We start from the raw sequence: 26,610 nt of genomic DNA, 5'->3' as shown, positions 1-26,610 counted from the left end.
TCCTTAGATCTCCAGCGCCTGCGGCTGCTGTGCGGTATGCGGATGTTCGGCGCCGCCGTACACCTTGAGCTTGCGGTACATCTCGCGGCCCAGCGGGTTCTTCGGCAGCATGCCCTTGACGGCGATCTCGATCACGCGCTCCGGGTGGGTCGCCAGCAGGTCCTTCAGGCTCATGGTCTTCAGGTTGCCGACGTAGCCGGTGAAGCGGTGGTACATCTTGTCGTCCAGCTTGGCGCCGGTGACATGCACCTTCTGGGCATTGACCACGACGATATAATCGCCGGTGTCGCAATGCGGGGTGTATTCCGGCTTGTGCTTGCCGCGCAGACGACGGGCGATCTCGGTCGACAGGCGACCGAGCGTCTTGTCCGTGGCATCGACCACGAACCAGTCGCGCTTGACGTTGTCGGCATTGGCGCTGAACGTTTTCATTTCAAATACCTGTCGACCGCCGGGAGGCGGTACCCATGATGGGAAGCATGCTTCGGTGGAACAAAGGCGCAAGATGATAGCGGAGCTGTCATCCAGGGCGCAAGCCCACCGGCCGGCGAGCTGTGAGTCGGCAATGATAGCATGAACGCCGGCGGGCTTGAGAAGTCCCGCCCCTGCCCGCCGCCTGGAAGACCATGAGCATCCGTCACCTGAGCCGCCTCGATCGCCTGCTGATGGCCGGCGAACGCGCCCTGGAAGCGATCGCGGGCACGCCGCCCGCCACACGCCCCTCGCCCGCCGCCGGCATCGCCGAGTCGGACCTGGACGAGACCGAGCGCCGCCACGCCGCCGGCCTGATGCGGGTCAACCACACCGGCGAGGTCTGCGCCCAGGCGCTCTACGTGGGCCAGGCCGCGCTGGCGCGCGACGCCGACAACCGCGAACACCTGCTGCACGCCGCGAGCGAGGAGACCGACCACCTGGCCTGGTGCGCCGAACGCCTGCAGCAACTGCACAGCGGCCCCAGCCTGCTCAATCCCCTGTGGTACGCCGGCAGCTATGCCATCGGTGCCGCCGCCGCACTGGCCGGCGACCCGCTCAGCCTCGGTTTCGTGGTGGAAACCGAACGCCAGGTGGAAACCCACCTGGCCGAACACCTGGAAAAGCTGCCGCCGCAGGATGCGCGCTCGCGCGCGGTGCTGACCACCATGCAGGCCGACGAGATCCGCCACGCCGAAGCCGCGCAGCAGCGTGGCGGCATCGAGCTGCCATTTCCCCTGCCGCAGTTGATGCACGTGAGCTCGATGCTGATGAAGACCGTCGCCTACCGCATCTGAACCCGCATCACGCCCTGATCCAGCGCCACAGCTCGCCCCACGACGGCTTCTTGCCGTACATCAGGATGCCGGTGCGGTAGATCCGCGCGGCCAGCCACACGCAGGCCAGCAGGGCGAGCACCATCAGCGTCAGCGACAACACCAGTTCCATGGGCGGCACCGAGGTCAGCGACCAGCGCACGGGCATCGTGAACGGCGCGAAGAACGGGACGTAGGACATCGTCACGCCAAGCGGACCGGTCGGGTCCTTGATCAGGGCGAACACCGCGAAGAAGCCCACGATGATGAACACGGTGACGAAGATCGCGTACTGCTGGGTCTCCTGGATCGTGTTGCACATCGCGCCGATCGCCGCGTACAGCGCGCCGTAGAGCATGAAACCCAGCGCGAAATACAGCAGGAACACCACCAGCAACCCCGGCGGCATGCTCGGGATCGGGAAGCTCTGCGCCGCATCGGCGCTCATGCCGAACATGCCGGCCAGCGGCAACCGCTGGCTGCTGAGCACCAGCGCGGTGCCGCCCCAGATCCCCATCTGCGCCAGCCCGGCCAGGCCCACGCCGAGCACCTTGCCCAGCAGCATCTGGAACGGGGTCAGCGACGAGGTCAGCACCTCCATGATGCGCGAGGTCTTTTCCTCGATCACCGAGGTCATCGTCTGCTGGCCGTAGATCAGGATCGCGATGTACAGGATGAAGCCCATGAAGTACGCGATCAGGTACGACTCGGTGCCGCTCTGGCCGGTCTGCTTGCCGTCGGTGACCTTGGTGGTGTCCATGTCGGCCGGCTTCATCGCCTCCTTGAGCAGGGCCGTATCCACGCCGGACTTGGCCAGGCGCACGCCGGTCAGCGCACTCGACACCACGCGCTGCAACTTGCTCATGGCTTCCAGCGAACCGACATTGCCGCCGTAGTAGGCAAGCTTGCCGGTGGCCAGCGTCTCGTCGGTGAGCACCAGCACGCCGTTCCAGCCATCCTTCTTCTTGCTGCTGGAAAAACCGGTCTCGGCGATCAGCCCGTCGCGCACCTTGGCAAGATCATCGCCGGTAGCCGGAAACACCTGCACGGTGTAGCGCGACTTGGCGTCGGCTCCCTTGCCGATCTTTTCCGATCCGAGTGCCTGGCTGACGCGCTGGCCGAGATTCGTGGTGGAGGCATCCACCAGCGCCACGCGGCTGGTGCGGTCGCCGCCGCTCATCATCAGCGCGGGCAACAGCACCATCGCCACCATGAACACCGGCAGCAGCACGGTGGAAATCACGAACGCCTTGGTGCGCACGCGTTCGACGAACTCGCGGCGGACAACGGCAATGATCTTCTTCATGCGGCGACTCCGGCGTGGGCGGTGGCGGCTTCGGCGCCGACCTTGGCGATGAAAATGGCATGCAGCGACGGTTCGACCACCTCGAACCGGCGCAGGCCGACGCCTTCGCGCACCAGCGCCGCGAGCAGTTGTTCGGGGTCGGCGCCATCGGCCATCTGCAGCTCGGCGGAGGCACCATAATCGTCGACGCGGGCGATCAGCGCGCGATCGGCCAGGATGTTCGCGGCACGCGCCTTGTCGTGGGTGAAGCCCAGCGCCACGTGGCGCCCGCCGAAATCCTCCTTGACCTGCGCCACCGTGCCGTTCACCACCATCTCGCCGCGCGCGATGATCGCGATGCGGTCGCACATGCGCTCGGCCTGCTCCATCACGTGGGTGGAGAACAGCACGGTGCGGCCTTCGGCGGCGATCGCCACCACGATGTCCTTCATCACCTGCGCATTGACCGGGTCGAGGCCGGAGAACGGTTCGTCGAGGATCACCAGCTCGGGCTCGTGCAGCAGCGCGCCGGCAAACTGCACCTTCTGCTGCATGCCCTTGGACAGGTCCTCGACCTTCTTCTGCGCCCAGTCGCTGACGCCGAGCCGCTCCAGCCAGGCCTGCGCGCGTTTGCGCGCGTCGGCGCGGCCGATGCCCTTGGTCTCGCCCAGGAAGATCAGGTGGTCGAGCACCTTCATCTTCTTGTACAGCCCGCGCTCTTCCGGCAGATAGCCGATGCGCTGGGACAGCGCGCGGCTGTTGTGCGGCGAGTCGAACAGCACGATCCTGCCTTCGTCCGGCTCCAGGATGCCCATGATCAGGCGGATCGTGGTGGACTTGCCGGCGCCGTTGGGGCCAAGCAGCCCGAAGATGCCGCCGCCGGGGATTTCCATGGACAGGCGGTTCACCGCCGTGTGCCCGGAAAAACGCTTGGTGACGGACTCGATGCGCACGCTCGCTGCAGTCATGTAGCAGTTCCCTGGAATGACGGGCTCCCCGCCCGAATCCGGAAAACTAGCATGCGATGCCAACCGGGCAAAGGTGACCAATGGCAGTGCGTGTCGCGCACGGGAGGAAGAGCGGCACGTCAGTGCGGCTTGCTGCGTCCGAAGCGCGGCAGGTTCCAGTGCAGGCGCAGCGACAGGAAGCGCAGGCCGAAGCACACCAGGATCGGCAGCCAGGTCGCCCACACCGCCGGCCAGTGGAGATGTTCGCCAAGCACCGTCAGTGCGGCGCCGATCAGCGCCGCCGAAGCGTAGATCTCCCGCTGCAGCACGATCGACACGCGGGTCAGCAGCACGTCGCGCGCCATGCCGCCGCCGACCGCGGTGACGATGCCGAGCAGGATCGCGACCTCGGCGTTGTTGCCGTACGCCAGCGCCTTGTGCGCGCCATACACCGCGAACAGGCCCAGCCCCATCGCATCGAACAGCCGCACCGGATAGGTCAGCCGCTCCACCCACGGATAGGCCACGATGGTCAGCAGCGCGGCGACCACGGCGGTGAACAGGTAGCGCCAGTCCGACAGGCCGGCCGGCGGGATCGCGCCGATGCACAGGTCGCGCACGATGCCGCCGCCGCACGCGGTGATGAAGGCGATTGCCAGGATGCCGAACAGATCGAGGTTGCCGCGCCTGGCTGCGGTCGCGCCGCTGATCGCGAACGCGAACGTGCCGGCCAGGTCCACCAGGTTGAACAGCAGTTGTTCGTTCACGCGACCGGCTCATGCGGGCATGCCGACAGCGCGGCGATGCCCGCCATTGAACCAGCTTCAGGCGAGCTTGCGCGAGATCGCGAAGAACGCCAGGTTGCCCAGGCCGGTGGCGCCGGCCAGCACGGCGACCATGCCGGGGGTGACGTCCTGCCAGCCGAACCACTGGATCAGGCCGAAGCCGAGCGCCAGCGCGACCAGCACGATGCCCCAGCGCAACGAGGAATGGCGCCGGCGCAGCTCCTCGTCGCGCAGCACCGAGTCGACCAGATCCGCCGAACCACCGGCGGCGACCATGCGCTGGCGCACCCGCGCGTCGACCACGACCTTGATGGCATAGGCAATGCAGACGAACAGGCTGATCGGGATCAGGGCTTCGAAATTCATGGGGTGACTCCTCGGTGGCGGATGGTGGACCTTCGTGACCTTGGATACGGGCTTTCACCGGACGGTTGCAGCAAGATCGCCGCAACCGTTTCCCGCCGGCACGTATCCATTGCCCATGGATGACATCCGCAGCAGCCCCGACCGCGAGCTGGTCGACGCCGTGCTGGCCAACCGGCCGGGCGCGTTCGAACGCCTCGTGCGCGAACACCAGGGACTGTGCTGGCACATCATCCAGCGCATGGTGCGCAACCCGGAGGACGCGCGCGAGCTGTGCCAGGACACTTTCCTGCGCGTGCACCAGTGCCTGCACCAGTACCGCGGCGAGAGCGCGCTGAAATCCTGGATCGGCCGCGTCGCGTACACCATCGCGCTGCGCCACCTGCAGCACAAGCGCATTGCGCTGGTCGAGCCCAGCGACGACAGCGACGACTACGCGCTGGTGGAAAACATCGGCGACGGCTTCGACCTGGAGGCGGCCTGCGCGGATGAGGAAACGGCGCGGCACCTGCACGCCGCGATCGAGCAGTTGCCGCCCCTGCAGCGCACGCTGCTGACCCTGTACTACCTCGAAGAGGCCACCATTCCGGAGATCGCCCGGATGACAGGACTGGCCAACGGCACCATCAAGAGCCACCTGTTCCGCTCGCGCCTGCGCCTGCGCGGTGCGCTCGAAACACGGACCGGAGTTGCAGCATGATCCAGCACATCGACGACCACATCCCGCCCTTCGACGACGCCGCGCAGGAGCGCGAATGGCTGGCGCAGGAAAACGCCATGCGGCGCGAGCGCCTGCAGCTCGACTCCACCGGCGACGATGCGCGCAGCCGACGCTACCGCCTGCTCGCGCGCACCCTGCGCGAACCGTTGCCGGACGCGCTGCCGGCAGATTTCGCGCGACAGCTGGCTGCGCGGGTCGCGGCCGGTCCCGCCGGTCGCTCGGTCGAATCCCTGCTGACGCTGGCGCTGGCGATTGCCCTGGCCGTGGCCGCGGGCGCGGTGGTGGCGATCTACGGCGGCACCTGGCTGCCCTCGTTCGCGGCGCTGCTGCCGGCCCCGCACGCCCCGGCCACGCACTGGCTGCTGGCGCTGGGCGGCTGCCTCGGCGCGTCGTGGCTGCTGGGACTATGGCAGCGGCAGATAGGGAAGCGGCCAAACTGAGCCGGCCACGATGCCCTTCCACCCGGCTTGCAGGAGCCTGCTGGCGGGCGATGCTCTTTGTCGCGTGACGTAAAAGCATCGCCCGCCAGCGGGCTCCTACAGATCCAGCACGGCGTCCAGCCCGCGGTGCAGGCCGAGCAGGCCGGGCACCTTGCGGATCGCCAGCAGCGCGCCGTCCACGTAGGGCTTGGCGCTGCTGCCGGCGTTGTGGCGGATCGTCAGGGTCTGGTCCGGCAGGCCGAAGATCGCCTCGGCGCCGAGCACGAAACCGGGCAGGCGCAACGCGTGCACCTGGCTGCCGGCCAGCGTGCCGCCACGCGTCTCGCGCAGGCCGACCGTCCGCTCCAGCGGCACCTCCAGCTGCGGCTGGCGCACCTTGCCCATGCGCGTGGCCAGCTCGCGCACGGTGCCGCTGGGCGCGTCCGGCTTGCCGGCGCCGGCGTAGTCGATGAGTTCCCACTGCGGGATCAGCTTGGCCGCCATCTCGGCGAACTTCATCAGCAGCACCGCGGTCAGCGCGAAGTTGCCGCAGGCCAGCACGCCGCGCCGCCGCTCGCGCGCCAGCGCGTCGATCTGCGCGTAATCCGCGTCGGTGAGGCCCGAGGTGCCCACCACCACGTGCGCGCCCTGCTCCAGCGCAGCGAGGATGTTCGCCTTGGCGCTGTCCGGATGGGTGTACTCGACGAACACGTCGCAGGGTTGCGCCAGTGCCTCGGTGGTCGTGGCGAACACCGGCGCCGCCAGCCGCGGTTCGCCCAGCACGTCACCGAGCAGCTGCCCGGCATGGCGACGCGACACCGCGCTCAGCAGTGCCAGGTCCCCGGCCGCGGCGATGCCACGGGCGAGTTCGGAGCCGGCCCATCCCGTGGCGCCGGCGACGCATACCTTCAATGACATGGCGGCCTCGCTGCCTTGAGCGCCCGGCGCTCGCGCTACCTTCGGATCTGCCCGCGGAAAAACCCGGATCACCCCGGGCTTCCGCTTTCCGCCACCGCCCTGCCTACTTCTTCTTCGGCAGGTACAGGTCGGTGATGGTGCCTTCGTAGACTTCCGCCGCCATGCCGACCGACTCGCCCAGGGTCGGGTGCGGGTGGATGGTGAGCGCGATGTCGGCCGCCTCGGCACCCATCTCGATCGCCAGCGCCAGCTCGGAGATCAGGTCGCCGGCGTGCACGCCGACGATGCCGGCGCCGACGATGCGGTGGGTGTCTTCGTCGAAGATCAGCTTGGTGAAACCCTCGGTGCGGTCGATGCCGATGGCACGGCCCGAGGCGCCCCACGGGAACTTGCCGACGCCGACCTTCAGGCCCTTCTCCTTCGCCTCGCGCTCGGTCACGCCGACCCAGGCGATTTCCGGGTCGGTGTAGGCGACCGACGGGATCACCCGCGCGTCGAAGTGGCTCTTCTGCCCGGCCACGGCCTGCGCCGCGACGTGCGCCTCGTGGGTGGCCTTGTGCGCCAGCATCGGCTGGCCGACCAGGTCGCCGATGGCGTAGATGTGCGGCACGTTGGTGCGCATCTGCGTGTCGACGTTGATGAAGCCGCGCTCGCTCACCGCCACGCCGGCCTTGTCCGCGCCGATCTTGTTGCCGTTCGGCGAGCGGCCCACCGCGACCAGCACGCGGTCGAACAGCGTGGTCTCGGGGATGCTGTCGCCCTCGTAGCCGACCTCGATGCCCTTCTTCGTCGCCTTGGCGCTGACCACTTTGGTCTTCAGGTGCACGCCCTTGAGCCTGCTGCCCAGCCGCTTGGCCAGCGGCCTGATCAGGTCGGCGTCGGCGCCGGGGATCAGCTGGTCCATGAACTCAACCACGGTCACCGCGCTGCCCAGCGCCGAGTACACCGTGGCCATTTCCAGGCCGATGATGCCGCCGCCGACGACCAGCAGGTTCTTCGGCACGTCCTTGAGTTCCAGCGCGCCGGTGGAATCCACCACGCGCTCGTCGTCCCACGGGAACGCCGGGAGCTTCACCGACTGCGAACCGGCAGCGATGATCGCGTGCTCGAAGCGGATCAGCTTCGTGCCTTCGGCCGTCTGGACTTCCATCTCGTGCGGCGACACGAACATGCCGGTGCCCACGAGCGTGCGCACCTTGCGCTGCTTCGCCATCGTGGCGAGGCCGCCGGTGAGCTGGCCGACCACCTTGCTCTTGAAGCCGCGCAGCTTGTCGAGGTCGATTTTCGGTGCGCCGAAGCTGACGCCGTGCGCGGCCATCGCCGCGGCCTCGTCGATCACCGCCGCGGCATGCAGCAGCGCCTTGGACGGGATGCAGCCCACGTTGAGGCAGACGCCGCCGAGCGTGCCATAGCGCTCCACCATCACGGTGTCGACGCCGAGGTCGGCGGCGCGGAACGCGGCCGAGTAGCCGCCGGGGCCGGAGCCGAGCACGACCAGCTGACACTCGATGTCGGCGGGCTTGGACGATGCCGCTGCCGCCTGCGGCGCCTTCGCTTCCTCTCTCCCCTGGAGAGAAGATTGAGGTGAGGGGCGGGTGCTCGCAGGAGGCTGGCTGCTCTTGGTCGCTTCTTCGTTGGGGCTGCCCGGCGACCCCGCACCCTCACCCCTGCCCTCTCCCGAAGCGGGAGAGGGGGACGGCGAGACGGCTGCGCCGTCGGTTTCCAATACGGCGATCACCGCACCCTCGGAAACCTCGTCGCCCACCTTGAGCTTCAGCTCCCTGATCACGCCGGCGGCGCTGGAAGGAATCTCCATGGTCGCCTTGTCCGACTCCAGCGTGATCAGGCTCTGTTCCGTCGCCACCGTGTCGCCGACTTTCACCAGCACTTCGATCACCGGCACGCTGTCGTGGCCGCCGATGTCGGGAACCTTGATCTCGATCGTGTTCGCCATGGTCATCGCCCCCGTCAGAGCAGCAGCCGGCGGATGTCGCCGAGCTGATTGGCGAGGAAGCTGGCGAAGCGCGCGGCGAGCGCGCCGTCGATCACCCGATGGTCGTACGACAGCGACAGCGGCAGGATCAGCCGCGGCGCGAATTCCTTGCCGTTCCACACCGGCTTGGTCACCGACTTGGAGACGCCGAGGATGGCCACTTCCGGCGCGTTGACGATCGGCGTGAAGTAGGTACCGCCGATGCCGCCGAGCGAGCTTATCGAGAAGCAGCCGCCGGACATCTCGGCCGGGCCGAGCTTCTTGTCGCGCGCCTTCTTCGAGATCTCGGCCAGGTCGCGGGCCAGGTCGAGCAGGCCCTTCTTGTCGCAATCGCGGATCACCGGCACCACCAGGCCGTCGGGCGTGTCCACCGCGATGCCGATGTGGAAATACTTCTTCAGGATCAGCTTCTCGCCCGAGTCGTCGAGCGAGGCGTTGAATTGCGGGAACGCCTTCAGCGCGGCCACCACCGCCTTGATCTGGAACACCAGCGGGCTGATCTTGAGGTCGTTGTTCTCGGCGCCGAGCTGCTTGCGGAACGCCTCCATCTCGGTGATGTCGGCGTCCTCGTGCTGGGTGACGTGCGGGATCATCGCCCAGTTGCGCGCCAGGTTCGCGCCGGAGATCTTCTGGATGCGCGACAGCGGCTTCTCCTCGATCGCGCCGAACTTGGCGAAGTCGACCTTCGGCCACGGCAGCAGGCTGAGGCCGCCGACCGCAGCGCTGGCCCCGCTCGACGGCCGCGCGCCGGAGGCCAGCGCATGCTTGACATAGCCGCTGACATCGTCGCGCTGGATGCGCCCACCACGGCCGCTGCCCTTGACCTGGCGGATGTCCACGCCCAGCTCGCGCGCGAAGGCGCGCACGGCGGGACTGGCGTACGGCGCGTCGCCGGGCATCACGATGCTGGCATCCATCGGCGGGCGCGCCTGCGGCGACACGTCGCCTTCGGGCGCGTGGCCCGGCTGGGCGGCCGGGGCGGCGACGGGGGCGGGCTTCGGTTCGGCGGGGGCCGGGGCAGGCGCGGGCGCCGCCGGCGCCGGCGCTGCGGCGGCGGGCTTGGCGGCAGGCGCTTCGGCGGCTGCGCCGTCGGCTTCGATGAGGGCGATCACCGCACCCTCGGAAACCTCGTCGCCCACCTTGAGCTTCATCTCCTTGATGGTGCCGGCGAACGGCGCGGGCACTTCCATCGTGGCCTTGTCCGATTCAAGCGTGACCAGGCTCTGGTCCTTCTCGACCCTGTCGCCGGCCTTGACCAGTACTTCGATGACGGGCACGCCGTCGTGGCCGATGTCGGGGACGCGGGCTTCTTTGAGGTCGGCCATGATGACTCCTGCAAGGCTTTTGGTGCGGCGCTCGGGGATGGCGCGGCGCCAGTCAAGACGTCAATCATAACCAAGGCGCGCGCGGTGCGCCCGGGCGGCGCCATTCCGGGCCATACCAACGGCACCTTCCATTCGCAGGCGTATGCATTACCTTGAGCGGGCGCGGCGTTCGCGTTCGTGCCCTACCCTGATGCCATGACAAGCCGCAGCACGCGGCACAGGAACCTTCTCGATGCTGATCCTGCGTGACCTTTCCAAGACCTACGCCAATGGCGTCCGGGCGCTGCGCGGCGTGTCGCTGGACATCCCGGCCGGCATGTTCGGCCTGCTCGGTCCCAACGGCGCGGGCAAGTCCTCGCTGATGCGCACCATCGCCACGCTGCAGGACCCGGACGAAGGCACCATCACGCTGGACGGCATGGACCTGCTCGCCGACAAGCAGGCCACCCGCCGCCTGCTTGGCTATCTGCCGCAGGAGTTCGGCGTGTATCCGAAAGTCTCGGCCGAGGCCATGCTGGAGCACTTCGCCGTGCTCAAGGGCGTCACCGTGAAGGGCGAGCGGCGCGAGCTGGTCGAGGCGCTGCTGCGCCAGGTCAATCTGTGGGACGTGCGCAAGCGCAAGCTCGGCACCTACTCCGGCGGCATGCGCCAGCGCTTCGGCATTGCCCAGGCGCTGATCGGCGAACCGCGCCTGATCATCGTCGACGAGCCCACCGCGGGCCTCGATCCGGAAGAACGCAACCGCTTCCTCAACCTGCTCGCCGAGCTGGGCGAGCGGATGGTGGTGATCCTGTCCACCCACATCGTGGAGGACGTCACCGACCTGTGCTCGCGCATGGCGATCATCGGCCAGGGCCAGGTGCTGCTGACCGGCGAACCGTACGAGGCGATCCGTGCGCTGGAGGGCAGGGTCTGGCGGCGCAGCATCGACAAGGCCGAGCTGGACGGCTACCGCGCGCGCATGAACATCCTCTCCACGCGCCTCGCCGCGGGGCGCACCCTGCTGCACGTGCTCGCCGACGAGCGGCCCGAAGCGGGCTTCGAACCGGTGGCGCCGGACCTGGAAGACGTCTACTTCGGCCGCCTGCGCGCGCAGGCCACCGCGCGCGCCGCCTGACGTCGCCCATCGGGAAGGAAGCCATGTTGCTCGAAATCCTCCGCTTCGAATGGCGCCAGCAGCTCAGGGCGCCGCTGTTCTGGGTCATCCTCGCCGCCGCCGTGGGCATCGCCTTCGCACTGGCCAGCACCGATGCCATCGTGGTGGCCGGCGCCACCGGCAACGTGACGCGCAACGCGCCACTGGTGATCGCGCGCCTGCTCGACGTGATGACGGTGTTCAGCATCCTGCTGGTGGTGGTGTTCATCGCCGCCGCCGCCACGCGCGATTTCGAGCAGAACACGGCGGAGCTGCTGTTCGCCACGCCGATGAGCCGCAAGGCCTTCCTCGGCGGGCGCTTCCTGGCCGGCTACCTGGTGCTGGTGGCGATCCTCGCCGCCTGCGCGCTGGCCATTGCGCTGGGCGGCGCGATGCCGTGGGTGGACGCCGCGCGCATGGGCGCGCCCGACTGGCGCGGCTACGCCTGGGGCTTCGGCGTGCTGGTGCTGCCCAATCTGCTGTTCATCGCCGCGTTGCTGTTCCTGCTGGCCACGGTCACGCGCTCGCTGCTGGCCAGCTACATCGGCGTGATCGCCTACTTCGTGCTGCAAGGCATCGTCGGCGCACTCAGCCGCGACCTCGACAACCGCTGGCTCGCGGCGATGCTCGATCCCTTCGGCGGGCGCACCGTTGGCCTGGTCACCCGCTACTGGACGGCCGAGCAGACCAACCACCTGCTGCCCGCGCTGGATGGCGTGCTGCTGTTCAACCGCCTGCTGTGGCTGGCGGTGTCGGCGCTGCTGCTGGTGGCTGCGTTCGCGCTGTTCCGCACCGACCGCGAAGGCCTGAAGCTGCCGCGGCGCAAGAAACGCGCGGAGCCGCCGATGCTGCGCCCGCAGGCCGGCAGCAGCGCGCTCGCGTTGCCGAAAGTTTCCATCGGCAACGACCGTCGCGCACGACTGGCGCAGCTGCGTGCACAGTTCGTGTTCGACACGCTGGGCGTGCTGCGCGGCGCCGCGTTCCTGGTGCTGCTGCTGCTGGCGCTGGCGGTGATGTTCGTCTCGCTGTCGACGGCCGGCCTGGTCTACGGCACGCCGGTATGGCCGGTCACCCACCAGGTGCTCGCCACCATCAACGGCAGTTTCAGCCTGTCGCTGATGATCGTGGTGATCTTCTACGCCGGCGAACTGGTGTGGCGCGAACGCACGCACGGCATGGCCGGAGTGAGCGACGCCTTCCCCGCGCCCGACTGGGTGGCGATGCTGGCGAAGCTCGGCGCGCTGCTTGCGGTGATCGTCTTGATGCTTCTTGCCGGCGCCCTGGTCGGCATGGGCTGGCAACTCGCCCACGGCTACACGCATATCGAACCGTGGCTGTATCTGCGCATGCTGGGGTTGTACGCGATCCCGTTCGTGCTGGTGGCGGCGCTGGCGCTGTTCCTGCAGGTGGTCTGCAACCACAAGTTCGCCGCGTATCTGCTCAGCATCCTGTGGCTGGTCAGCTCACTGGCTTTCAGCCTGCTGCATTGGGAAGATAACCTCTACAACTACGGCAGCGCGCCCAGCGTGCCGTACTCGGACATGAACGGCTTCGGCCATTTCATCGTCGGCGCGCTGTGGTTCAACGCGTACTGGGGCTGCCTGGCGCTGGCCCTGCTGGTGCTCGCCGCGCTGCTGTGGGTGCGCGGCACCGGTGCCGGCTGGCGCGGCCGCCTGCGCGAGGCGCGCGCGCGGGCGAACCCGGCGCTGGCCGCGGTGCTGACGTTGTCGCTGCTCGGCTTCGCCGGGCTGGGCGGCTTCATCTACTACAACACCCACGTGCTCAACACCTACACCAGCAGCACGGAGCAGAAACGCGAACAGGCCGACTACGAAAAGCGCTATGCGGAATACGCCACGATGCCGCAGCCGCGCATCACGGCAGTCAAGGCCGACGTGGACATCTACCCCTACCAGCGCAAGCTGCTCATCCGCGGGCACTACACCCTCACCAACAAGCTCGCGGTGCCGGTGACCGAGCTGTTCGTGAACCATGCCGACGGCTTCGCGCCCACGACGCTGGACTTCGCGCCGCACGACACGGTGAAGCAGGACAAGCGCCTCAATGTGACCATCTACCGGCTCAGGACGCCGCTGGCGCCGGGCGCGTCGATGTCCTTCGACTTCACCCTCGACTACGCACCCAGGGGCTTCACCAACGACTCGGGCGAAACCTTCCTGGTGCACAACGGCACCTTCTTCAACAACCAGACGCTGCCCCAGTTCGGCTACCAGAGTCGGTTCCAGCTCACCGACCGCAATGACCGCAGGAAGTACGGCCTCAGGCTCGACGTGCCGCGCATGCCGCCGCTGGGCGACCAGGCCGCGCGCGCCAACACCTACATCAGCCACGACGCCGACTGGATCAGCTTCGACACCACGGTGTCGACGGCCGCCGACCAGATCGCGCTGGCGCCGGGCACGCTGCAGAAGGAGTGGGTGCAGGGCGATCGCCGCTACTTCCATTACGTGATGCAGCAGCCGATGCTGAACTTTTTCGCCTATCTTTCCGCGCGCTATGCCGTGAAGAGCGAAGATGTCGGCGGGGTGAAGGTGTCGGTCTATCACGACCCCGCGCATGCCTTCAACGTGGACCGCATGCTGGAGAGCGCGCGCGATTCGCTTGCCTACTACGACAGCCACTACACGCCGTACCAGTTCAAGCAGCTGCGCATCCTGGAGTTCCCGGGCTACATGGCGTTCGCGCAGAGTTTCGCCAACACCATTCCGTTCTCCGAATCCATCGGATTCATCGCCGACCTGCGCGACAAGAGCCGCATCGACTACGTCTATGACGTCACCGCGCACGAGATCGCGCACCAGTGGTGGGCGCACCGGGTGATCGGCGCCGACATGCAGGGCTCGACCATGCTCAGCGAATCGCTGTCGCAGTACAGCTCGCTGATGGTGCTCAAGCACAAGTACGGCGCCGACCACATGCGCAAGTTCCTCAAGTACGAGCTGGACATGTACCTCACCGGACGCGCCACGGAGAAGGTGGCCGAGGAGCCGCTGGCCAAGGTGGAGAACCAGCCCTACATCCACTACCGCAAGGGCTCGCTGATCTTCTACGCGCTGCAGGACTACGTGGGTGAGGACAGGCTCGACGCCTTCCTCAAGCAGTTCCTCGTCGACTACGGCTTCCAGCAGCCGCCCTACGTGACCTCGAAGATCTTCGTCGACGCGCTGGGCAAGTACCTCGGCCCGACGTGGCAGCCGATGCTGGACGACTTCTTCTGGAAGATCACCCTGTTCGACAACCGCATGACCGACGCCACCGCGAAGAAACTGCCCGACGGCAAGTACGAGGTGACCATGAAGCTGCACGCCGGCAAGATCCACGTCGATGGCAAGGGCAAGGAAACCCGCGGGAAGATCGACTTCCCGATCGAGGTCGGCGTGTTCGCCGCGCCCGCAGGCGCCGGCATCGAAGGCAAGCCGCTGTACCTGGAGAAACGGATGGTCGGTGACGGCGACAGCACCGTCACCGTCACCGTCGACGGCAAGCCCGCGGTGGCCGGCATCGACCCGTACAACAAGCTGATCGACAAGGTCTCCAGTGACAACCGGCGTGCGGTGACGCTGCAGTAGCGTCCGCGCTCAGTCCCGCGCGGACGCCGCCGCATCGCCCATCAGCCGGACATCCAGCGGCGCGGTCGGGATGCTGATCTGGCCGGCGTCGATCTGCCGCTTGATCGCACGCAGCAGGTCGGTTTGCGTGTTCCAGCCGTCGGCGCTCGAGGTCCAGCCGCGCACCACCAGGTTCACCGTCTGGCCGGCCAGGCTGTCGATCCACACGCCCGGCGCGGGGTCCTTCAGGACGCGCGCGTCCGCTTCGAGCAGGCGCACGATCCCTGCCATCACCTGGTCGGTATCGTCGCGATGGCCGATGCCGAGCTTGAGTTCGAAACGCCGCGTGCCGCGCCGGTTGAAATTGACGATGACGTCGCTGCCGATCTTCGCGTTCGGCAAGGTGGCCTCGCGGTTGTCCGGCAACAGAACAAGGGTATGCATCAGGTTGATGCTCTGCACCGTGCCTTCGGTGCCACCGGCACTGACGTAGTCACCGACGCGGAACGGCCGGAACACCACCAGCAGCACGCCCCACGCGAGGTTGCTCAGCGAGCCCTGCAGGGCCAGGCCGATCGCCAGCCCGCCGGCGCCGAGCGCCGCCACCAGCGGTGCCGAGGGCACGCCGGCCTTGGTCAGCGCCATCACGATCAGCACCGCCACCAGCACGCCGTAGATCAGGTTGCGCAGGAAACCGGCCAGCGTGACGTCGACCGCGGCGCGCTGCAGCGCGCGCTGGCTGAAATTGGCCAGCCGCGCCGCCAGCCAGATCCCGACCAGCAGGATCACCAGTGCCACCAGCAGGTTCAGCCCGGCCTGGATGACGCCCTCGGAAAGCGTGCTGCCCAGCAGTTGCTCCAGAAAATCGTGCATGACATCGACTCGTTGCGACAAGGCCGCGACAGCCTAGCAAATCGGCCATCAGGGAAACGCTTGCGACTCGTCGCGTCAGAGTTTGCGGTCGTCGATGTCGACCACGCGGCCATCCACGATCGTGACCACGGTGATGTGACCCTCGCGCCGATAGCGCCAGCGCTCGCCGCCGTCGGTGCGCTCCAGCACTTGCACGCGCCGGCGCGAGTGTCGCGCGCGATGCGGATGCACTTTCGAGGAGGGCTTGCCCAGCAGCTCGACCACCCGCTCCTGGCTGTCGCCAGCCACCAGCACCTGGCTGCCGACGCGCAAGGTGCTGGACGCCTGCGCGGCCGTGCCGAGGGCGGACCCGAGGACAACGATGAGAATCTTGCGCATGACCTGCTCCCTGGTCGGTGATGGAGGTTGTGCTCGCGCAGGTCGGTCAGAAGCCTGCGCCCGGTTGCGCCAGATACTCCCGTTCCGCGGCCGTGCTGTCGCGGCCCAGCACGGCATTGCGATGCGGAAAGCGGCCGAAGCGCGCGATCACCTCGCGATGGCGCCGAGCATAGTCCAGGAATTCGGCAAAGCGGGCACGCTCCGCAACGGGCGCCTGCGCGTGCAGCGCCTCGAACAAGGTCACCGCGCGCTGCTGCAAGCCCATGTCCTCGGCGTGCTCCAGTGGCAGGTAGGCGAACACCCGCTGCAGCGGCGGCAGTGCCTGATCGAAACCGCCGGCCAGGCCCGACAAGGCAATGCGCTGCGCCTTGACGTCGGCCGCCCAGGCCTGCGCATCGCCGCGATGGAGATTGCGCGGAAACTGGTCGAGCAGGATCAGCAGCGCCAGCCAGTCAGCGGGGTTGCTGGCCCACGCATCGAGGCGCCCCTGCGCGGCGTCGTCGGCCGCTACGGCAAAGCGTCGACGGATCTGCTCGTCGAACGCGGCATCCTTCGCAAACCAGTGCGCGGCATGCGCCAGGTCGAACCAGAAATCAAGAACGTCCCGCGGTTGCACGGCCATGCGCACCTCGCCCGAAGCCTGCGATGAAGGACGTCCATCTTCACGTGGCGACACGCGACGGGCAAGCCGGCGCGGCGATTCAATCCGCCGGCGCCGCCGCCGATGCGCCGGAGGTCGCGTCCACATGCAGCAGGTTCAACGGTTGGCCGTGCGCGTCGTGCAAGCCTTGCTGCAACCGCGCCAGGCGCTGGATCGACGGACACAGCGCCTCGATCTGCGGACGGAGCGCCTGCATGCGTTGCTGCAGGCGCGGCTGCAAGGTGGTGACCAATGAACCGGCGCGATCGCGCAGGTCTGCCGCACTCTGCAGGTCGCCGGCCAGCGCCGCGTCGATCGCCTGCTGGCCGAGGTCGCCGGCGACCAGCGGCATCAGGTCGGCGCTGACCTGGTTGGCATACTGCTGGATCAGGTCGCCTTGCCAGTCGTGCGTGCTCTGGCTGCGCGCGATGCGCTGCTTCAGTTCGCTCGCGTGCGCGGCCAGCCGGCGGTCGAACTCGACCCGGGTCGCCGCCGCCAAGCCCAGCCCGGCCACTTCCTCGCGCAACGCCTGCGCCGCCATGTCCACGCCGCTCTGCGCCACCTGGCGGACCCGCGGCGCCAGCGCCTGCAGGTCGCGCTGGAACACGCTCAGCCGATCCTGCTGCGGCGGCGTCAACACCACCGCCACGCCATCCGTGCGCAGGCTGCCGTCGTGCAGCTCCACCCGCGTCGGCGCCGGCGTGGAGCGATCGAACAGCACGCCTTGCGGCTGCAGGGTCACGTCATAGCTGCTGCTGGCGTGGCAGGTCGCCGCCAGGTCCTGCGCCTGCACGGGCATCGCCGCCAGCACGGCGGCAGCGATCACTGCTGAAAACAGGACGCGCATCGGCAATCTTCCTTAAACGACAACCTGCATGGATACCGAGCTACCCGCCAACCCGTGCTGAACGGAATACCGCGCCGCTCAGGCGCCTTCGCCAGCACGCCTCGCACGCCGCGCAACGGGTCAGCTGCCACCGAGCGGTGCAAGCAGGTGCAATGACATGTCGGCGAGCAGCGACCCATCCTCGGGCGTGGCATCCGGGCTCCCCGCGAGACGGCGCTTGTCGGCCCAGTCCGGCTCCTGCAGCGGGCCCGGGACGTAGGGCTGCCATTGGCCGTAATCCGCTTTCCGCGCAACTTTCGGCGCATGGAATCCATGGAGAGCGAAATCCACGGGGACGCGGGCCAGCCAATAAGGTTCGGCGGCATCCGGGCCCGTCGTGGGGACATGGAATGTGTAGCGTCGCAGGGCACGCAAGGCAGCATCCGCCAGCTTTTTCCGCCATGTCGCCATGTCCCTCTCGCTGGCACGAATGCGGAGATTCACCTGCTCCGCCGCCGCGTCGATGACCTTGCCGTCGCGGCCCACTTTCAGCAGCGCATACACCGTGCCGGATACGCCGGCGCTCGCCGCATCGGAAGGGTACGCGACCGACAACCGATGCTTGTACGTGAAGTCGTCCGCCGCGGCCTCGTGCCTGCCTTCGTCGTTCAAATGCCCGAACCAGCTGCTGGCCACGGCAAGGGCGTAGCCGCCATGACCCACCGGCTTCGCCACGACGCGCAGCCCCATCGGTGCCTTGGCTCCGACCGCCTTGCCGTCACGCATCACCGGTTCGAACCTCCACGCCGGGACGGCCTTGGCAAGCAAGTCCTTCACCACCGGTGGCAGCTTGTCCGGGTGATCGACCGTGTATGTCACGACACTGCCGTCCGGCGCGACTTCGATCGTGCCGGTGACCAGCATGCTCGCCTGCACGCGGTCGCGCAGGTCGTCGCGCCCGTTCGCAAAGGCCACGCCAGCCAACATCATGCAGCACAAGACAAGCATGCAGCGCTTCATTGTTTCTCCCCCTGGCTGTCGGGCAGCCTGTTTCGCCCGAAGATGCTTCCGTGGCTTTTGCGCAGCCGGACTTCTCAGCGCCGCGCGTGAAACTGCATGCGCACCGCCGGCGTGCCTAGCCGCCAGCTCAGCCACAGCAGCACCGGCACGGCGAGGCCTTTCAGCACCAACGCCAGCAGGTAGCTGCGGCGCGCGTGCAGCACGGCTTGTTGCAGGGCGGCCTGGTCGTGCAGTTGGCCCAGGGCGTCGCGGCTGGCCTGCAGCAGCTGCGGCCATTGCGCCAGCATGGCGCCGCCGCTGGCCAGCATCCACAGCGCCAGTACCGCGGCGGCCACGCGCATCGCCGGGCGCGCCCAGGCCTGGCGCAGGATGCAGCCGGCGCACAGCACGATCAACGTGAAAGCGGCCAGCAGGTAGGCGATATCCCAGGCCAGCAGCCGGTGCAGCGTGCGCAGGGCGGCGCTGCCGGCGGCGTAGGCGTGGCGCTGGCTCCACAGCAGTTGCGCGTGGCTGAGATACTGCACGCAACCGAACGCCGCCAGCAGCAGCAACAGCCACACCAGCACACGCCACAGCATGAACCGGCGACCGCGCGACAGCGGCTCCGCGCGCATCGCCACCGGCATCAGGATGCCGCCTTCAGCGTGGCCAGGTCGGCCAGCACCTGGGCGGAGTTCTTCTCCGGGTCGACGTCGGTGTAGACCTTGGCGATGTGGCCCTGCGGATCGATCAGGAAGGTGGTGCGCCTGGCGTAGTGCATGCCCATGCGCGAGGTCAGCACGCCGTAGGCGGTGGCGACCGTGCGCTCGGCGTCGGACAGCAGCGGGAATGGCACGTGGTATTTCTCGGCGAACTCGGCGTGGGACTTGACGTCATCCAGGCTCACGCCGACCACGTCGGCACCGGCCTGGCGCAGCTTGGCGATGTCGTCGCGGAAAGTGCATACCTCGGTGGTGCAGCCGGGGGTGAAATCCTTGGGATAGAAGTACAGCACCAGCCAGTGGCCGTGGTAGTCGGCCGGGCTGCGCCAATGGCCGGCCTGGTCCTGCAGGCGAAACGCCGGGGCGGCCTGGCCGACCTGCGGGCCGGCGGCAAACACCGGAGCCGCGAATGCGCACAACAGCGACAGGATGACGAGGCGGGCGAGGCGGCGCATGGCGGTTTCTCCACGACGAAAAACGGGGCGACCTGCGCAGTGTAGCGCCGCTGAAAAGACGAAGGCGCCCGACGGGCGCCCTCGCGGCTTTCCTGGCGGAAACGATCAGGGACGACTGATGGTGAACTTGCCCACCGAGACGCCCAGGTTGACGCCCTCGCCGGTACCGGCCAGCGCCAGCGAGACGGTGCCCTTGGTCAGCACCTGCGCCTGCGAGCTCTTCACCACGCCGGCCTCGGCGCCGGCCTGGGCGTAGTCGCCAAAGACATCGGCGATGCCATGCACGTTGCTGATCTCGCCCTTGCCATTGTTGATGCGGTACTTGCCCGCGGTGAGACCGCCGCCGACCACGGTGATCTTGACGTTGGCGTGCTGGCCGTTGTCACAGGTGACGCTGCCGGTGCCTTCGGCGTGCTTGTACAGCAACGACCAGCCGGACAGGTTGTAGACCATGTCGCATTTCACGCTGGCGTCGGCGGCATGGGCGTTGCCGGCCGGCAGCACGGTCATCGCGCCGGCGCAGGCCAGCACCAGGGCGGCCATTCCAAAGGTGGACTTGATCATGGACTTTGCTCCTTGTAATGCAGGGATGGAAGGCGGCACCGAACTCTGGCCACGGCGGCCGCCCGCTCGTTGCGCTGCGGCAACGACGTGCGAATCGTGTGCATCGCGGCGTGACAATCGCGTGCAGGGTCATGAACCACCGTTCATCTGCAGGCGCACCGCGGCGTGACGGTTGCCTCGCGGCGTGCGCTCGCCGTAGGGTGGGCCTCGCAGCGCAAGGAGATCGAGATGATCAAGTATTCCCTGGTGGGTTACGACGGCTCGGATGCGTCGCAACGGGCATTCCGGTTCGCGGTCGAGCTGGCCCGCTGCACCGGCGGCCGCGTGCGCGTGGTGTGGGTGCTGCAGGTCAGCGAAGGCGGCGCCGACGCCTGCGCGCTGATGATGGCCGACTCCGGCACCCAGCGTGCGCAGGAACTGCTGGCCGAACTGGCCACGATCGTGCCGGACTCGGCCCAGCTGGTGGACATCGAGCTGACCCACGGCAGCCCCGGCGACGTGCTGCTCAGCCAGGTCGACGAGCACGGCGTGGATCACATCGTGATCGGCCACACCGAACGCGGTGCACTGGCGCGCTGGCTGCTGGGCTCGGTTTCGGGCAACGTGCTGGCGCGCGCGCACGTGCCGGTGACGATCGTGCGCTGACGGCAGCGGTTTTCTCAGTGGTCGGCCGCCGGCGTCTCGCGCGGTTTGGCGTCGATCTTGCGCTGCGTCTCCTGCGCGATGTGCAGTTGCCTGACGTCGATCGGCCGGATCTGCGAGATCACGCAGGGCGCGTACGGCCCGCCGGTCAGCACCTTGTCGAAGCGGCTGAACACGGTGCCGGAACTGGAGGTAAGGCCGATCGCCTGCGTGAACGGCAGGTTCTGGCAGGGGCCGTCGAGGTCGAGCAGCCAGGCCTGACTCGGCCGGGTGTAGACCACCACCTGGTGGTCGCCGAGCGGCTCCCACGACCACAGGGTGAAGAAATGGAAACTGCGCACCGGCGCACCGGCCGCGCTGGCGTATGCCGCCTCGCGCTGCCGTTCGCGCTGCGCCAGGGGCACGCTGGAGCAGGCGGCCAGCACGGCAACCAGCGCGAAAACGAGGCAGGAACGAACAGTGGACATGGCGAATCCTCCACGGAAAGACATCACGGACAACGCGCCAACCCGCAGTGACGTGTACCGCGCGACGCTCAGCGCTTGCCCGCCTTGCGCACCGGCTGCCACCTGGCAGGGTCGAAACCGCCGACTTCGTAGACCAGGTGACGATCCCTGGTGCCCTCCACCTGGGTGACGTCCAGCTGCAGCTTGCGGGTCTTCTCCAGCAGCGCGATGAAGGCCTTGTCGTCGCGGATCATCAGCGCCGGTTCGCCGCCGTCGGGGGCGAATGCCTTGATCCGCACCGGCTTGCCGTCGGCCTGGCCGGTGATGGTGCAGTTGCCGCGGCACACGAAGCCTGGCTTGCTGCCATAGAGGAAGGCACTCTGGCCCCAGCTGGTATGCCGGCGCAGCACCAGCCGCACCGGCTCGCCGTCGTCGCCCTGGCTGTAGATGCTGGCGGTCGATTGCGTGCCGCCGGCCATCGGCGCGACCTGGTAGGTCCACAGCGCGGCCAGCCGGTTCTTTTCGCTGTTTTCCTTGTAGCGCTTCTCGATCGCGGGCAACGTCTGCATCACTTCCTTCGCCGCATCGCTGTGCGGGAAGCGTTGCACGATGTCCTTGCCCATCGTCACCACCATCTCGTCGTTGTGCAGTTTCAGCAACTGGCGATAGGTGTCGAGGTTGCGCGCCGCGGTGGCGGCATCGGCCGCGGCTTTCTGCTGTTGCGCGGTGAGCTCGGGCGTGCCCGGGCCTTGCGAACAGCCGGCGAACAGCACGGCGCAGAAAGCCAGCGGGGCACAACGGAGCAGGACGCGATTCATCGACGGCATACCAGGCGAAGGGCAGCGGCTAGCTTGGAACGATCCGCGGTCGCGGTGCAACCGCGCGGGATGCTTTCAGCTCTCGCTGGCCATGATCGAATCGACGTGCTCCACCCGCCTGATCCGATCCAGCCATACCCGCTGGTGCCACGTCGGAACATCCGGGCGCTCCAGCTGCACCTCGGCGTTGATGCCTTCGCGGCCCTGCGGGTCGCGAAACACCTGCACGCTGGGCCGCATGCTGACCACGCCGTCGCAACTGCTGCCATCGCTCAGCAACAGCACCACGTGGCCATTGGCAGGCAGCTGGTGCACCAGTGCCTCCAGTCGATCGATGTCGTCCTCGCGGACGAGGACGCTGGGTGCGTTTTGGCCCATGCGACAGCCCTCACTGACCAGTGGAGGCCCGACCCTATCCGCGCCCGCGGCAAGGGCGCGTCAACGAAGCGCGCCCGGGGACGGGAACGGATATGCTGCCAGCCCGCGAGAACCCATGGAGCCGTCCCGTTGATCACCACGTCGCCCAGCGAATTCCTGCACGCCTTCGCCACACTCGCGCCACGGGACGGCGCCGCCGCCACGGCGCGCGCCGCCTATCTGGTGGCCCCGGCAGAGTTCGCCCTGACGGCGGAATCGGCACGCGACAACCGCTACATGGACATGAACCTGGCGGTCGACCCGCTCAAGGCGCTGGCCCAGCACGGAGCGCTGGCGCAGGCACTGCGCGCGGATGTGCCGGTGATCACCTTCCCCGGCGATCCGGCAACGCCTGACGCGGTGTTCCCCAACAATGTGTTCGCCACCGCGCCGGGGCGGCTGATCGTCGGCCGCATGCGCCATCCGGTGCGCCAGCGCGAGGCCGAACGCCACGACATCCGCGCCTTCTTCGGCGAGGTGCTGGGCTATGACGAGATCGACCTGTCCGGCTGCGAGGGCCTGGTCGCCGAACTGACCGGCTCGCTGGTCATCGACCGCGCCCGCGGCGTCGGCTACTGCGGCCTCAGCGAACGCTGCGACATGGCTGGCGCGCAAGCCATGCACAAGGCTTTCGACTTGCGCCTGACCTACTGTTTCGAGCTGGCCGACGCCGAATACCACACCAACGTGTTGCTGACTCTGCTCGCCAGCCGCGCGGCGATCATCGCGGCCGATGGCTTCCGCGATCCGGCCGCGGCACAGGCGATCGCCACGGCGTATGGCGATCGCGCGATCTGGCTGACGCCGGCACAGAAGCAGGCGTTCGCCGGCAACGCCATCACGCTCTCCGACGAGCGCGTGTGGATGAGCGCCCGCGCCGCCGCCTCGCTCACCGGCGCACAGCGCGCGGCGCTGGCCGGTTACGGCTTCACCATCGGCGCAGTGGAACTGGGCGAGATCGAGAAGGCCGGCGGCAGCCTGCGCTGCTGCGTGGGCGAGATCTACTGATCGCGAGCCGGGAGATCTCCGCGGATCGCCAGCACCAGACGAATCAGCGCTTCGCGGGCCCGCCGACGCGGCTGGAACTGCACGCACTGAACAAGGGCGCGACGTACGTGGTGACGGTGGAGGCATCCGACGAACGCGGGGTGTCGGGGCTGTCGCGGATCGCGGTGCCGGAACCCCGAGCTTGCAGCTGGCGGCGCGGTACGTTCTGATGCACGGGTGATCACCGTCCATCATCTCGACAACTCGCGCTCGCAGCGCATCCTGTGGCTGCTGGAAGAGCTCGGCCTGCCATACGAGATCAAGCGTTACCTGCGCGATCCCGGGACCATGCTGGCCCCGGCGGAGCTGCGCGCGGTGCACCCGCTGGGCAAGTCGCCCGTCATCACGGACGGCGAACTCACGCTGGCCGAATCCGGCGCGATCGTCGAGTACCTGGCCGATCGCCACGGCGCCGGCACGCTGATTCCCGCGCACGGCACGCCCGAACGGCTGCGCTGCAACTACTGGCTGCATTACGCCGAAGGGTCGGCGATGCCGCCGCTGCTGCTCAAGCTGGTGTTCCGGCGCGTCGAGGCGGCGCCGATGCCGTTCTACGCCAGGCCGGTGGCGAAGCGCATCGCGCGTACGGCGCAGCGCGGTTTCGTCGATCCGCAACTGAAACTCCATCTCGACTACATGGAAGGCGAGCTGGGCCAGCGCGACTGGTTCGTCGGCGACCGCTTCAGCGTGGCGGACATCCAGCTGAGTTTTCCGCTGGAAGCCTTCGCTGCGCGCGGCGGGCTGGATGCACGTTATCCGCGGCTGTCCGCCTTCCTGCAGCGCATCCATGCGCGGCCGGCCTACCAGCGCGCGCTGCAGCGCGGCGGCGAGTATCGGCTCGGCGGCTGAACGGCGCGACGGTCACGGCGACCTGGTTTTACGCGGTGGTCACGGCGCCACAGGCAGATTGGCGTTCCCGCTGTACCTGAAGGAGACCGCCATGCATCACCGGGAAATCGAGCAGCATCTTCGCGATGCCGCGGAGGTCGCCGCCGAGCGTGCCGGCGACCGTGCGCACGAATACGCCGACGGCGCCGGCAGCGCGATGCGTGGCCTGTTCCGGCACGGCCAGCGCATCCGCGACCGCTTCTCCGACCGCGGCAGCGACTACCGGCGGCAATTGACGCGCGTCGCCGGCGATCTCGCCGACGAGGCGAACTACCGCTATCGCCGCGCACGCCGCCAGGTGCAGCGGCATCCGGTGGCCACGGTCGCGATCATCGCCGGCACCATCGGCGCGTTCCTGCTGTTGCGTCGCGCATTCCGCAGCGACGACGAATGAACCACTGAACCACGCGCAAGCCGCCCCGGCACCGGTAATGGCCGGCGTCGTGGCGGCATGCCGCCGAGTCGCTGCTAAGCTGCGACTTGCCCTTCCGGCGGTCGTCGCATGGCTCGCACCGATCTCACTTTCCATCACCCGGTCGCATTCTGGCTTGGCTGTGCCGCGGTGATCGCCGGCGTGCTGGCGCATCTGCCGATGCTGGCGATGGCCGCGCCGATGCACTACCGGCTCGCCGGCATGCCGATGGACGGCCTGATGCTCGCCGGCATGGCGCTGGTGCCGCTGGGCGTGCTGCTGGCGGCCTACGGGCTGATGCCGCGGATGGAGCAGATGCGCCGCACCGCCCATCCGGATCGCGGCGCGGTGTCGTTCCACGTCGCCGACAACGTGCCGCTCAACCGCGAGCACTGGAAGCTGGTCGGTGTGCTCACCGTCGCGCTGGCGGTGGACGTGATGAAGCCGGCCACGATCGGCTTCGCGATGCCGGGCATGGCGGCCGAGTACGGCATCAGCGGTTCCACCGCGGGCTTCCTGGCCTTGTCGGCGCTGACCGGCACCGTGGTCGGCTCGGTGGTGTGGGGCCGGCTGGGCGATCTGTTCGGCCGCCGCGCGGCGATCCTGCTGTCGGCGCTGATGTTCATGGGCACGGCCATCTGCGGCGCGATGCCGGCGTTCGGCGGCAACCTGGTGATGTGCTTCATGATGGGCGCCGCCGCCGGCGGCATGTTGCCGATCACCTTCACCCTGATGGCCGAGACCATCCCCACCCGCCATCGCGGCTGGTTGCTGGTGGCGCTCGGCGGCGTCGGCACCTCGGCCGGCTACCTGCTCGCTTCCGGCGCGGCGACGCTGTTCGAGCCGACCTACAGCTGGCGCTCGCTGTGGCTGCTGAACCTGCCCACCGGTGCGCTGATCGTGCTGCTCAACCGCTACATTCCCGAGTCGCCGCGCTTTCTCGCGCTGAGTGGCCTGGAGGACCAGGCGCGCGCGGTGCTGCGCCGCTTCTCGGGCCAGGCGGCATCGACCGACGCCTTGAGTGCCGACGTGGTCGTCGCGCCGACGATCGCGGCGCGCGTCGGCATGCGCCAGTTGCTGCGTGGCCGCCACGCGGCGATCACCTGGGGCCTGCTGACCTGCGCCGTCGCCTGGGGCCTGGCCAACTTCGGCTTCCTGCTGTGGCTGCCGGCGAACCTGGTCACGCTGGGCGTCGACGCCCAGGCCAGCGCGGCGCTGCTGGCGCGCTCGGCGATCCTCGCCCTGCCCGGCATCGGCCTGGTGGTGTGGGGCTACCAGCGCTGGAGCAGCATCCGCACGCTGGTGCTGTTCATCGCGCTGACCGCCGCGGCGCTGCTGCTGTTCTGCATGATTGGGGCCATGCAGTTGCGCTCGCCGGCGCTGACCACCACCGCCACGGTGCTGTTGCTGCTGAGTATCAGCGGGGTGATCGCCACGCTGATCCCGTACGCGGCGGAGATCTATCCCGCGCACCTGCGCAGCAGCGGTGCCGGGCTGATCGCCGGCGGCTCGAAGTTCGGCGGCATCCTCGGCGCGGTGGTCGGCGTGGCCGGGTTGTTCGAGCATTTCGCGCTGTCGGCGCTGCTGATCGCGCTGCCGATGGCGGTCGCCGCGGCGATGCTCGCCCGGCGCGGCATCGAGACCCGCGGCCACGCACTGGAAGCGATCCAGCAGGCGCTGGCGAAATAGCGCGCAAGAAAAAGCCGCCCCGAAAGGCGGCTTCCCCGGCCCGTATCG

General features: G+C 68.3%; 29 protein-coding genes. 10 read left to right on the top strand and 19 right to left on the bottom strand.

Going from position 1 to position 26,610, the window contains the following annotated elements; genetic code table 11:
• Positions 1-3: 3 nt before the first annotated feature.
• Positions 4-432, bottom strand: coding sequence for a 50S ribosomal protein L13 (rplM, locus tag ACVCMB_RS13940; protein ID WP_136258848.1), 429 nt, complete (start codon positions 430-432; stop codon positions 4-6).
• 194 nt (positions 433-626) lie between these two features.
• Between rplM and coq7 the strand changes: the two genes are divergently transcribed.
• Positions 627-1,268 (top strand): 2-polyprenyl-3-methyl-6-methoxy-1,4-benzoquinone monooxygenase, encoded by a 642-nt coding sequence (gene coq7, locus ACVCMB_RS13935; RefSeq protein ID WP_447105430.1) that lies wholly within the window; start codon positions 627-629, stop codon positions 1,266-1,268.
• A 7-nt stretch (positions 1,269-1,275) separates the two neighbouring features.
• On the opposite strand, the gene ACVCMB_RS13930 is transcribed toward coq7, so the two are convergent.
• The 4 genes from ACVCMB_RS13930 to ACVCMB_RS13915 form a co-directional block, all read right to left on the bottom strand.
• The gene (locus ACVCMB_RS13930) at positions 1,276-2,592 is read right to left on the bottom strand and encodes an ABC transporter permease (RefSeq protein WP_136257288.1); all 1,317 of its coding nucleotides are present in this window, start codon (positions 2,590-2,592) and stop codon (positions 1,276-1,278) included.
• The gene (locus ACVCMB_RS13925; protein WP_395121131.1) at positions 2,589-3,539 is read right to left on the bottom strand and encodes an ABC transporter ATP-binding protein; all 951 of its coding nucleotides are present in this window, start codon (positions 3,537-3,539) and stop codon (positions 2,589-2,591) included. The genes ACVCMB_RS13930 and ACVCMB_RS13925 overlap by 4 nt, the downstream gene beginning before the upstream one ends.
• 119 nt (positions 3,540-3,658) lie before the next feature.
• Positions 3,659-4,285, bottom strand: a complete 627-nt coding sequence (locus tag ACVCMB_RS13920) for a trimeric intracellular cation channel family protein (protein ID WP_395121129.1) — start codon at positions 4,283-4,285, stop codon at positions 3,659-3,661.
• 57 nt (positions 4,286-4,342) lie between these two features.
• Complete coding sequence (locus tag ACVCMB_RS13915) at positions 4,343-4,669, bottom strand: hypothetical protein (RefSeq protein WP_395121128.1); 327 nt, start codon at positions 4,667-4,669, stop codon at positions 4,343-4,345.
• 115 nt (positions 4,670-4,784) lie between these two features.
• On the opposite strand from ACVCMB_RS13915, the gene ACVCMB_RS13910 reads away from it, so the two are divergent.
• Together ACVCMB_RS13910 and ACVCMB_RS13905 are read left to right on the top strand one after the other, a co-directional pair.
• Positions 4,785-5,366 (top strand): RNA polymerase sigma factor, encoded by a 582-nt coding sequence (locus tag ACVCMB_RS13910; protein WP_395121126.1) that lies wholly within the window; start codon positions 4,785-4,787, stop codon positions 5,364-5,366.
• Entirely contained in the window at positions 5,363-5,827 is a 465-nt protein-coding gene (locus ACVCMB_RS13905; protein WP_395121125.1) for a hypothetical protein, read from the top strand. Before ACVCMB_RS13910 ends, ACVCMB_RS13905 begins: the two co-directional genes overlap by 4 nt.
• Positions 5,828-5,923: 96 nt before the next feature.
• Here the strand turns inward: ACVCMB_RS13905 and dapB are convergent, their stop codons facing one another.
• The 3 genes from dapB to aceF all read right to left on the bottom strand — a co-directional run bounded on the left by dapB (position 5,924) and on the right by aceF (position 10,042).
• Positions 5,924-6,724: a 4-hydroxy-tetrahydrodipicolinate reductase gene (gene dapB / locus ACVCMB_RS13900; RefSeq protein ID WP_447105429.1), complete on the bottom strand. Its 801-nt coding sequence runs from the start codon at positions 6,722-6,724 to the stop codon at positions 5,924-5,926.
• Positions 6,725-6,827: 103 nt separating this feature from the next.
• Entirely contained in the window at positions 6,828-8,678 is a 1,851-nt protein-coding gene (gene lpdA, locus ACVCMB_RS13895; protein WP_447105428.1) for a dihydrolipoyl dehydrogenase, read from the bottom strand.
• 14 nt (positions 8,679-8,692) lie between these two features.
• Positions 8,693-10,042, bottom strand: a complete 1,350-nt coding sequence (gene aceF / locus ACVCMB_RS13890) for a dihydrolipoyllysine-residue acetyltransferase (RefSeq protein ID WP_447105427.1) — start codon at positions 10,040-10,042, stop codon at positions 8,693-8,695.
• A gap of 232 nt (positions 10,043-10,274) precedes the next feature.
• Between aceF and ACVCMB_RS13885 the strand changes: the two genes are divergently transcribed.
• Complete coding sequence (locus ACVCMB_RS13885) at positions 10,275-11,159, top strand: ABC transporter ATP-binding protein (protein WP_395121118.1); 885 nt, start codon at positions 10,275-10,277, stop codon at positions 11,157-11,159.
• 23 nt (positions 11,160-11,182) lie between these two features.
• Positions 11,183-14,767 (top strand): ABC transporter permease/M1 family aminopeptidase, encoded by a 3,585-nt coding sequence (locus ACVCMB_RS13880; RefSeq protein ID WP_447105426.1) that lies wholly within the window; start codon positions 11,183-11,185, stop codon positions 14,765-14,767.
• A gap of 9 nt (positions 14,768-14,776) precedes the next feature.
• Here the strand turns inward: ACVCMB_RS13880 and ACVCMB_RS13875 are convergent, their stop codons facing one another.
• From ACVCMB_RS13875 to ACVCMB_RS13840, 8 genes are all read right to left on the bottom strand, one after another.
• On the bottom strand, positions 14,777-15,619 hold the full coding sequence (locus ACVCMB_RS13875; RefSeq protein WP_395121114.1) for a mechanosensitive ion channel family protein: 843 nt from the start codon (positions 15,617-15,619) through the stop codon (positions 14,777-14,779).
• A gap of 75 nt (positions 15,620-15,694) precedes the next feature.
• A complete protein-coding gene (locus ACVCMB_RS13870; protein WP_447105425.1) occupies positions 15,695-15,997 on the bottom strand; it encodes a DUF2845 domain-containing protein in 303 nt (100 codons plus the stop codon).
• A gap of 46 nt (positions 15,998-16,043) precedes the next feature.
• Entirely contained in the window at positions 16,044-16,619 is a 576-nt protein-coding gene (locus ACVCMB_RS13865) for a DUF924 family protein (protein ID WP_447105424.1), read from the bottom strand.
• Between the two features lie 79 nt (positions 16,620-16,698).
• Positions 16,699-17,484 carry a DUF2884 family protein gene (locus tag ACVCMB_RS13860; protein WP_447105423.1) on the bottom strand — a complete coding sequence of 262 codons (786 nt, stop codon included), beginning with the start codon at positions 17,482-17,484 and terminating at the stop codon, positions 16,699-16,701.
• Between the two features lie 120 nt (positions 17,485-17,604).
• On the bottom strand, positions 17,605-18,483 hold the full coding sequence (locus ACVCMB_RS13855) for an energy transducer TonB (RefSeq protein WP_447105422.1): 879 nt from the start codon (positions 18,481-18,483) through the stop codon (positions 17,605-17,607).
• A gap of 74 nt (positions 18,484-18,557) precedes the next feature.
• Positions 18,558-19,109, bottom strand: a complete 552-nt coding sequence (locus ACVCMB_RS13850; RefSeq protein ID WP_447105421.1) for a hypothetical protein — start codon at positions 19,107-19,109, stop codon at positions 18,558-18,560.
• Positions 19,109-19,639 carry a peroxiredoxin gene (locus ACVCMB_RS13845; RefSeq protein ID WP_395121104.1) on the bottom strand — a complete coding sequence of 177 codons (531 nt, stop codon included), beginning with the start codon at positions 19,637-19,639 and terminating at the stop codon, positions 19,109-19,111. The genes ACVCMB_RS13850 and ACVCMB_RS13845 overlap by 1 nt, the downstream gene beginning before the upstream one ends.
• Positions 19,640-19,744: 105 nt before the next feature.
• Complete coding sequence (locus ACVCMB_RS13840) at positions 19,745-20,203, bottom strand: hypothetical protein (RefSeq protein WP_395121102.1); 459 nt, start codon at positions 20,201-20,203, stop codon at positions 19,745-19,747.
• A 228-nt stretch (positions 20,204-20,431) separates the two neighbouring features.
• Between ACVCMB_RS13840 and ACVCMB_RS13835 the strand changes: the two genes are divergently transcribed.
• On the top strand, positions 20,432-20,848 hold the full coding sequence (locus ACVCMB_RS13835) for a universal stress protein (protein ID WP_395121100.1): 417 nt from the start codon (positions 20,432-20,434) through the stop codon (positions 20,846-20,848).
• Positions 20,849-20,862: 14 nt separating this feature from the next.
• Here the strand turns inward: ACVCMB_RS13835 and ACVCMB_RS13830 are convergent, their stop codons facing one another.
• The 3 genes from ACVCMB_RS13830 to ACVCMB_RS13820 all read right to left on the bottom strand — a co-directional run bounded on the left by ACVCMB_RS13830 (position 20,863) and on the right by ACVCMB_RS13820 (position 22,487).
• Positions 20,863-21,312, bottom strand: coding sequence for a DUF6491 family protein (locus tag ACVCMB_RS13830; protein WP_447105420.1), 450 nt, complete (start codon positions 21,310-21,312; stop codon positions 20,863-20,865).
• A 68-nt stretch (positions 21,313-21,380) separates the two neighbouring features.
• Positions 21,381-22,109, bottom strand: a complete 729-nt coding sequence (locus ACVCMB_RS13825; RefSeq protein WP_447105419.1) for a hypothetical protein — start codon at positions 22,107-22,109, stop codon at positions 21,381-21,383.
• 75 nt (positions 22,110-22,184) lie between these two features.
• The gene (locus ACVCMB_RS13820) at positions 22,185-22,487 is read right to left on the bottom strand and encodes a DUF3247 family protein (protein ID WP_395121096.1); all 303 of its coding nucleotides are present in this window, start codon (positions 22,485-22,487) and stop codon (positions 22,185-22,187) included.
• 129 nt (positions 22,488-22,616) lie between these two features.
• Between ACVCMB_RS13820 and ACVCMB_RS13815 the strand changes: the two genes are divergently transcribed.
• From ACVCMB_RS13815 to ACVCMB_RS13800, 4 genes are all read left to right on the top strand, one after another.
• A complete protein-coding gene (locus ACVCMB_RS13815) occupies positions 22,617-23,534 on the top strand; it encodes an arginine deiminase-related protein (RefSeq protein ID WP_447105418.1) in 918 nt (305 codons plus the stop codon).
• Between the two features lie 216 nt (positions 23,535-23,750).
• Positions 23,751-24,422 carry a glutathione S-transferase family protein gene (locus ACVCMB_RS13810; protein ID WP_447105417.1) on the top strand — a complete coding sequence of 224 codons (672 nt, stop codon included), beginning with the start codon at positions 23,751-23,753 and terminating at the stop codon, positions 24,420-24,422.
• A gap of 91 nt (positions 24,423-24,513) precedes the next feature.
• Positions 24,514-24,855, top strand: coding sequence for a hypothetical protein (locus ACVCMB_RS13805; RefSeq protein WP_395121091.1), 342 nt, complete (start codon positions 24,514-24,516; stop codon positions 24,853-24,855).
• Between the two features lie 108 nt (positions 24,856-24,963).
• A complete protein-coding gene (locus ACVCMB_RS13800) occupies positions 24,964-26,562 on the top strand; it encodes an MFS transporter (protein ID WP_447105416.1) in 1,599 nt (532 codons plus the stop codon).
• Positions 26,563-26,610 lie beyond the last annotated feature (48 nt).

The organism is Rhodanobacter sp. UC4443_H10, assembly GCF_052978325.1.
This window is presented reverse-complemented; position numbering and strand designations above follow the sequence as displayed.

Bases quoted from the DNA above. Each gene is read 5' to 3' on its own strand.
- ACVCMB_RS13855 (WP_447105422.1), bottom strand. From the start codon at position 18,483: ATGAAGCGCTGCATGCTTGTCTTGTGCTGCATGATGTTGGCTGGCGTG.
- ACVCMB_RS13835 (WP_395121100.1), top strand. From the start codon at position 20,432: ATGATCAAGTATTCCCTGGTGGGTTACGACGGCTCGGATGCGTCGCAA.
- ACVCMB_RS13820 (WP_395121096.1), bottom strand. From the start codon at position 22,487: ATGGGCCAAAACGCACCCAGCGTCCTCGTCCGCGAGGACGACATCGAT.
- ACVCMB_RS13845 (WP_395121104.1), bottom strand. From the start codon at position 19,639: ATGCGCCGCCTCGCCCGCCTCGTCATCCTGTCGCTGTTGTGCGCATTC.
- rplM (WP_136258848.1), bottom strand. From the start codon at position 432: ATGAAAACGTTCAGCGCCAATGCCGACAACGTCAAGCGCGACTGGTTC.
- ACVCMB_RS13925 (WP_395121131.1), bottom strand. From the start codon at position 3,539: ATGACTGCAGCGAGCGTGCGCATCGAGTCCGTCACCAAGCGTTTTTCC.
- coq7 (WP_447105430.1), top strand. From the start codon at position 627: ATGAGCATCCGTCACCTGAGCCGCCTCGATCGCCTGCTGATGGCCGGC.
- aceF (WP_447105427.1), bottom strand. From the start codon at position 10,042: ATGGCCGACCTCAAAGAAGCCCGCGTCCCCGACATCGGCCACGACGGC.
- ACVCMB_RS13860 (WP_447105423.1), bottom strand. From the start codon at position 17,484: ATGCGCGTCCTGTTTTCAGCAGTGATCGCTGCCGCCGTGCTGGCGGCG.
- ACVCMB_RS13840 (WP_395121102.1), bottom strand. From the start codon at position 20,203: ATGATCAAGTCCACCTTTGGAATGGCCGCCCTGGTGCTGGCCTGCGCC.
- ACVCMB_RS13875 (WP_395121114.1), bottom strand. From the start codon at position 15,619: ATGCACGATTTTCTGGAGCAACTGCTGGGCAGCACGCTTTCCGAGGGC.
- ACVCMB_RS13865 (WP_447105424.1), bottom strand. From the start codon at position 16,619: ATGGCCGTGCAACCGCGGGACGTTCTTGATTTCTGGTTCGACCTGGCG.
- ACVCMB_RS13910 (WP_395121126.1), top strand. From the start codon at position 4,785: ATGGATGACATCCGCAGCAGCCCCGACCGCGAGCTGGTCGACGCCGTG.
- ACVCMB_RS13880 (WP_447105426.1), top strand. From the start codon at position 11,183: ATGTTGCTCGAAATCCTCCGCTTCGAATGGCGCCAGCAGCTCAGGGCG.
- ACVCMB_RS13915 (WP_395121128.1), bottom strand. From the start codon at position 4,669: ATGAATTTCGAAGCCCTGATCCCGATCAGCCTGTTCGTCTGCATTGCC.
- ACVCMB_RS13905 (WP_395121125.1), top strand. From the start codon at position 5,363: ATGATCCAGCACATCGACGACCACATCCCGCCCTTCGACGACGCCGCG.
- ACVCMB_RS13930 (WP_136257288.1), bottom strand. From the start codon at position 2,592: ATGAAGAAGATCATTGCCGTTGTCCGCCGCGAGTTCGTCGAACGCGTG.
- ACVCMB_RS13870 (WP_447105425.1), bottom strand. From the start codon at position 15,997: ATGCGCAAGATTCTCATCGTTGTCCTCGGGTCCGCCCTCGGCACGGCC.
- ACVCMB_RS13830 (WP_447105420.1), bottom strand. From the start codon at position 21,312: ATGTCCACTGTTCGTTCCTGCCTCGTTTTCGCGCTGGTTGCCGTGCTG.
- ACVCMB_RS13825 (WP_447105419.1), bottom strand. From the start codon at position 22,109: ATGAATCGCGTCCTGCTCCGTTGTGCCCCGCTGGCTTTCTGCGCCGTG.
- ACVCMB_RS13800 (WP_447105416.1), top strand. From the start codon at position 24,964: ATGGCTCGCACCGATCTCACTTTCCATCACCCGGTCGCATTCTGGCTT.
- ACVCMB_RS13805 (WP_395121091.1), top strand. From the start codon at position 24,514: ATGCATCACCGGGAAATCGAGCAGCATCTTCGCGATGCCGCGGAGGTC.
- ACVCMB_RS13850 (WP_447105421.1), bottom strand. From the start codon at position 19,109: ATGCCGGTGGCGATGCGCGCGGAGCCGCTGTCGCGCGGTCGCCGGTTC.
- lpdA (WP_447105428.1), bottom strand. From the start codon at position 8,678: ATGGCGAACACGATCGAGATCAAGGTTCCCGACATCGGCGGCCACGAC.
- ACVCMB_RS13885 (WP_395121118.1), top strand. From the start codon at position 10,275: ATGCTGATCCTGCGTGACCTTTCCAAGACCTACGCCAATGGCGTCCGG.
- dapB (WP_447105429.1), bottom strand. From the start codon at position 6,724: ATGTCATTGAAGGTATGCGTCGCCGGCGCCACGGGATGGGCCGGCTCC.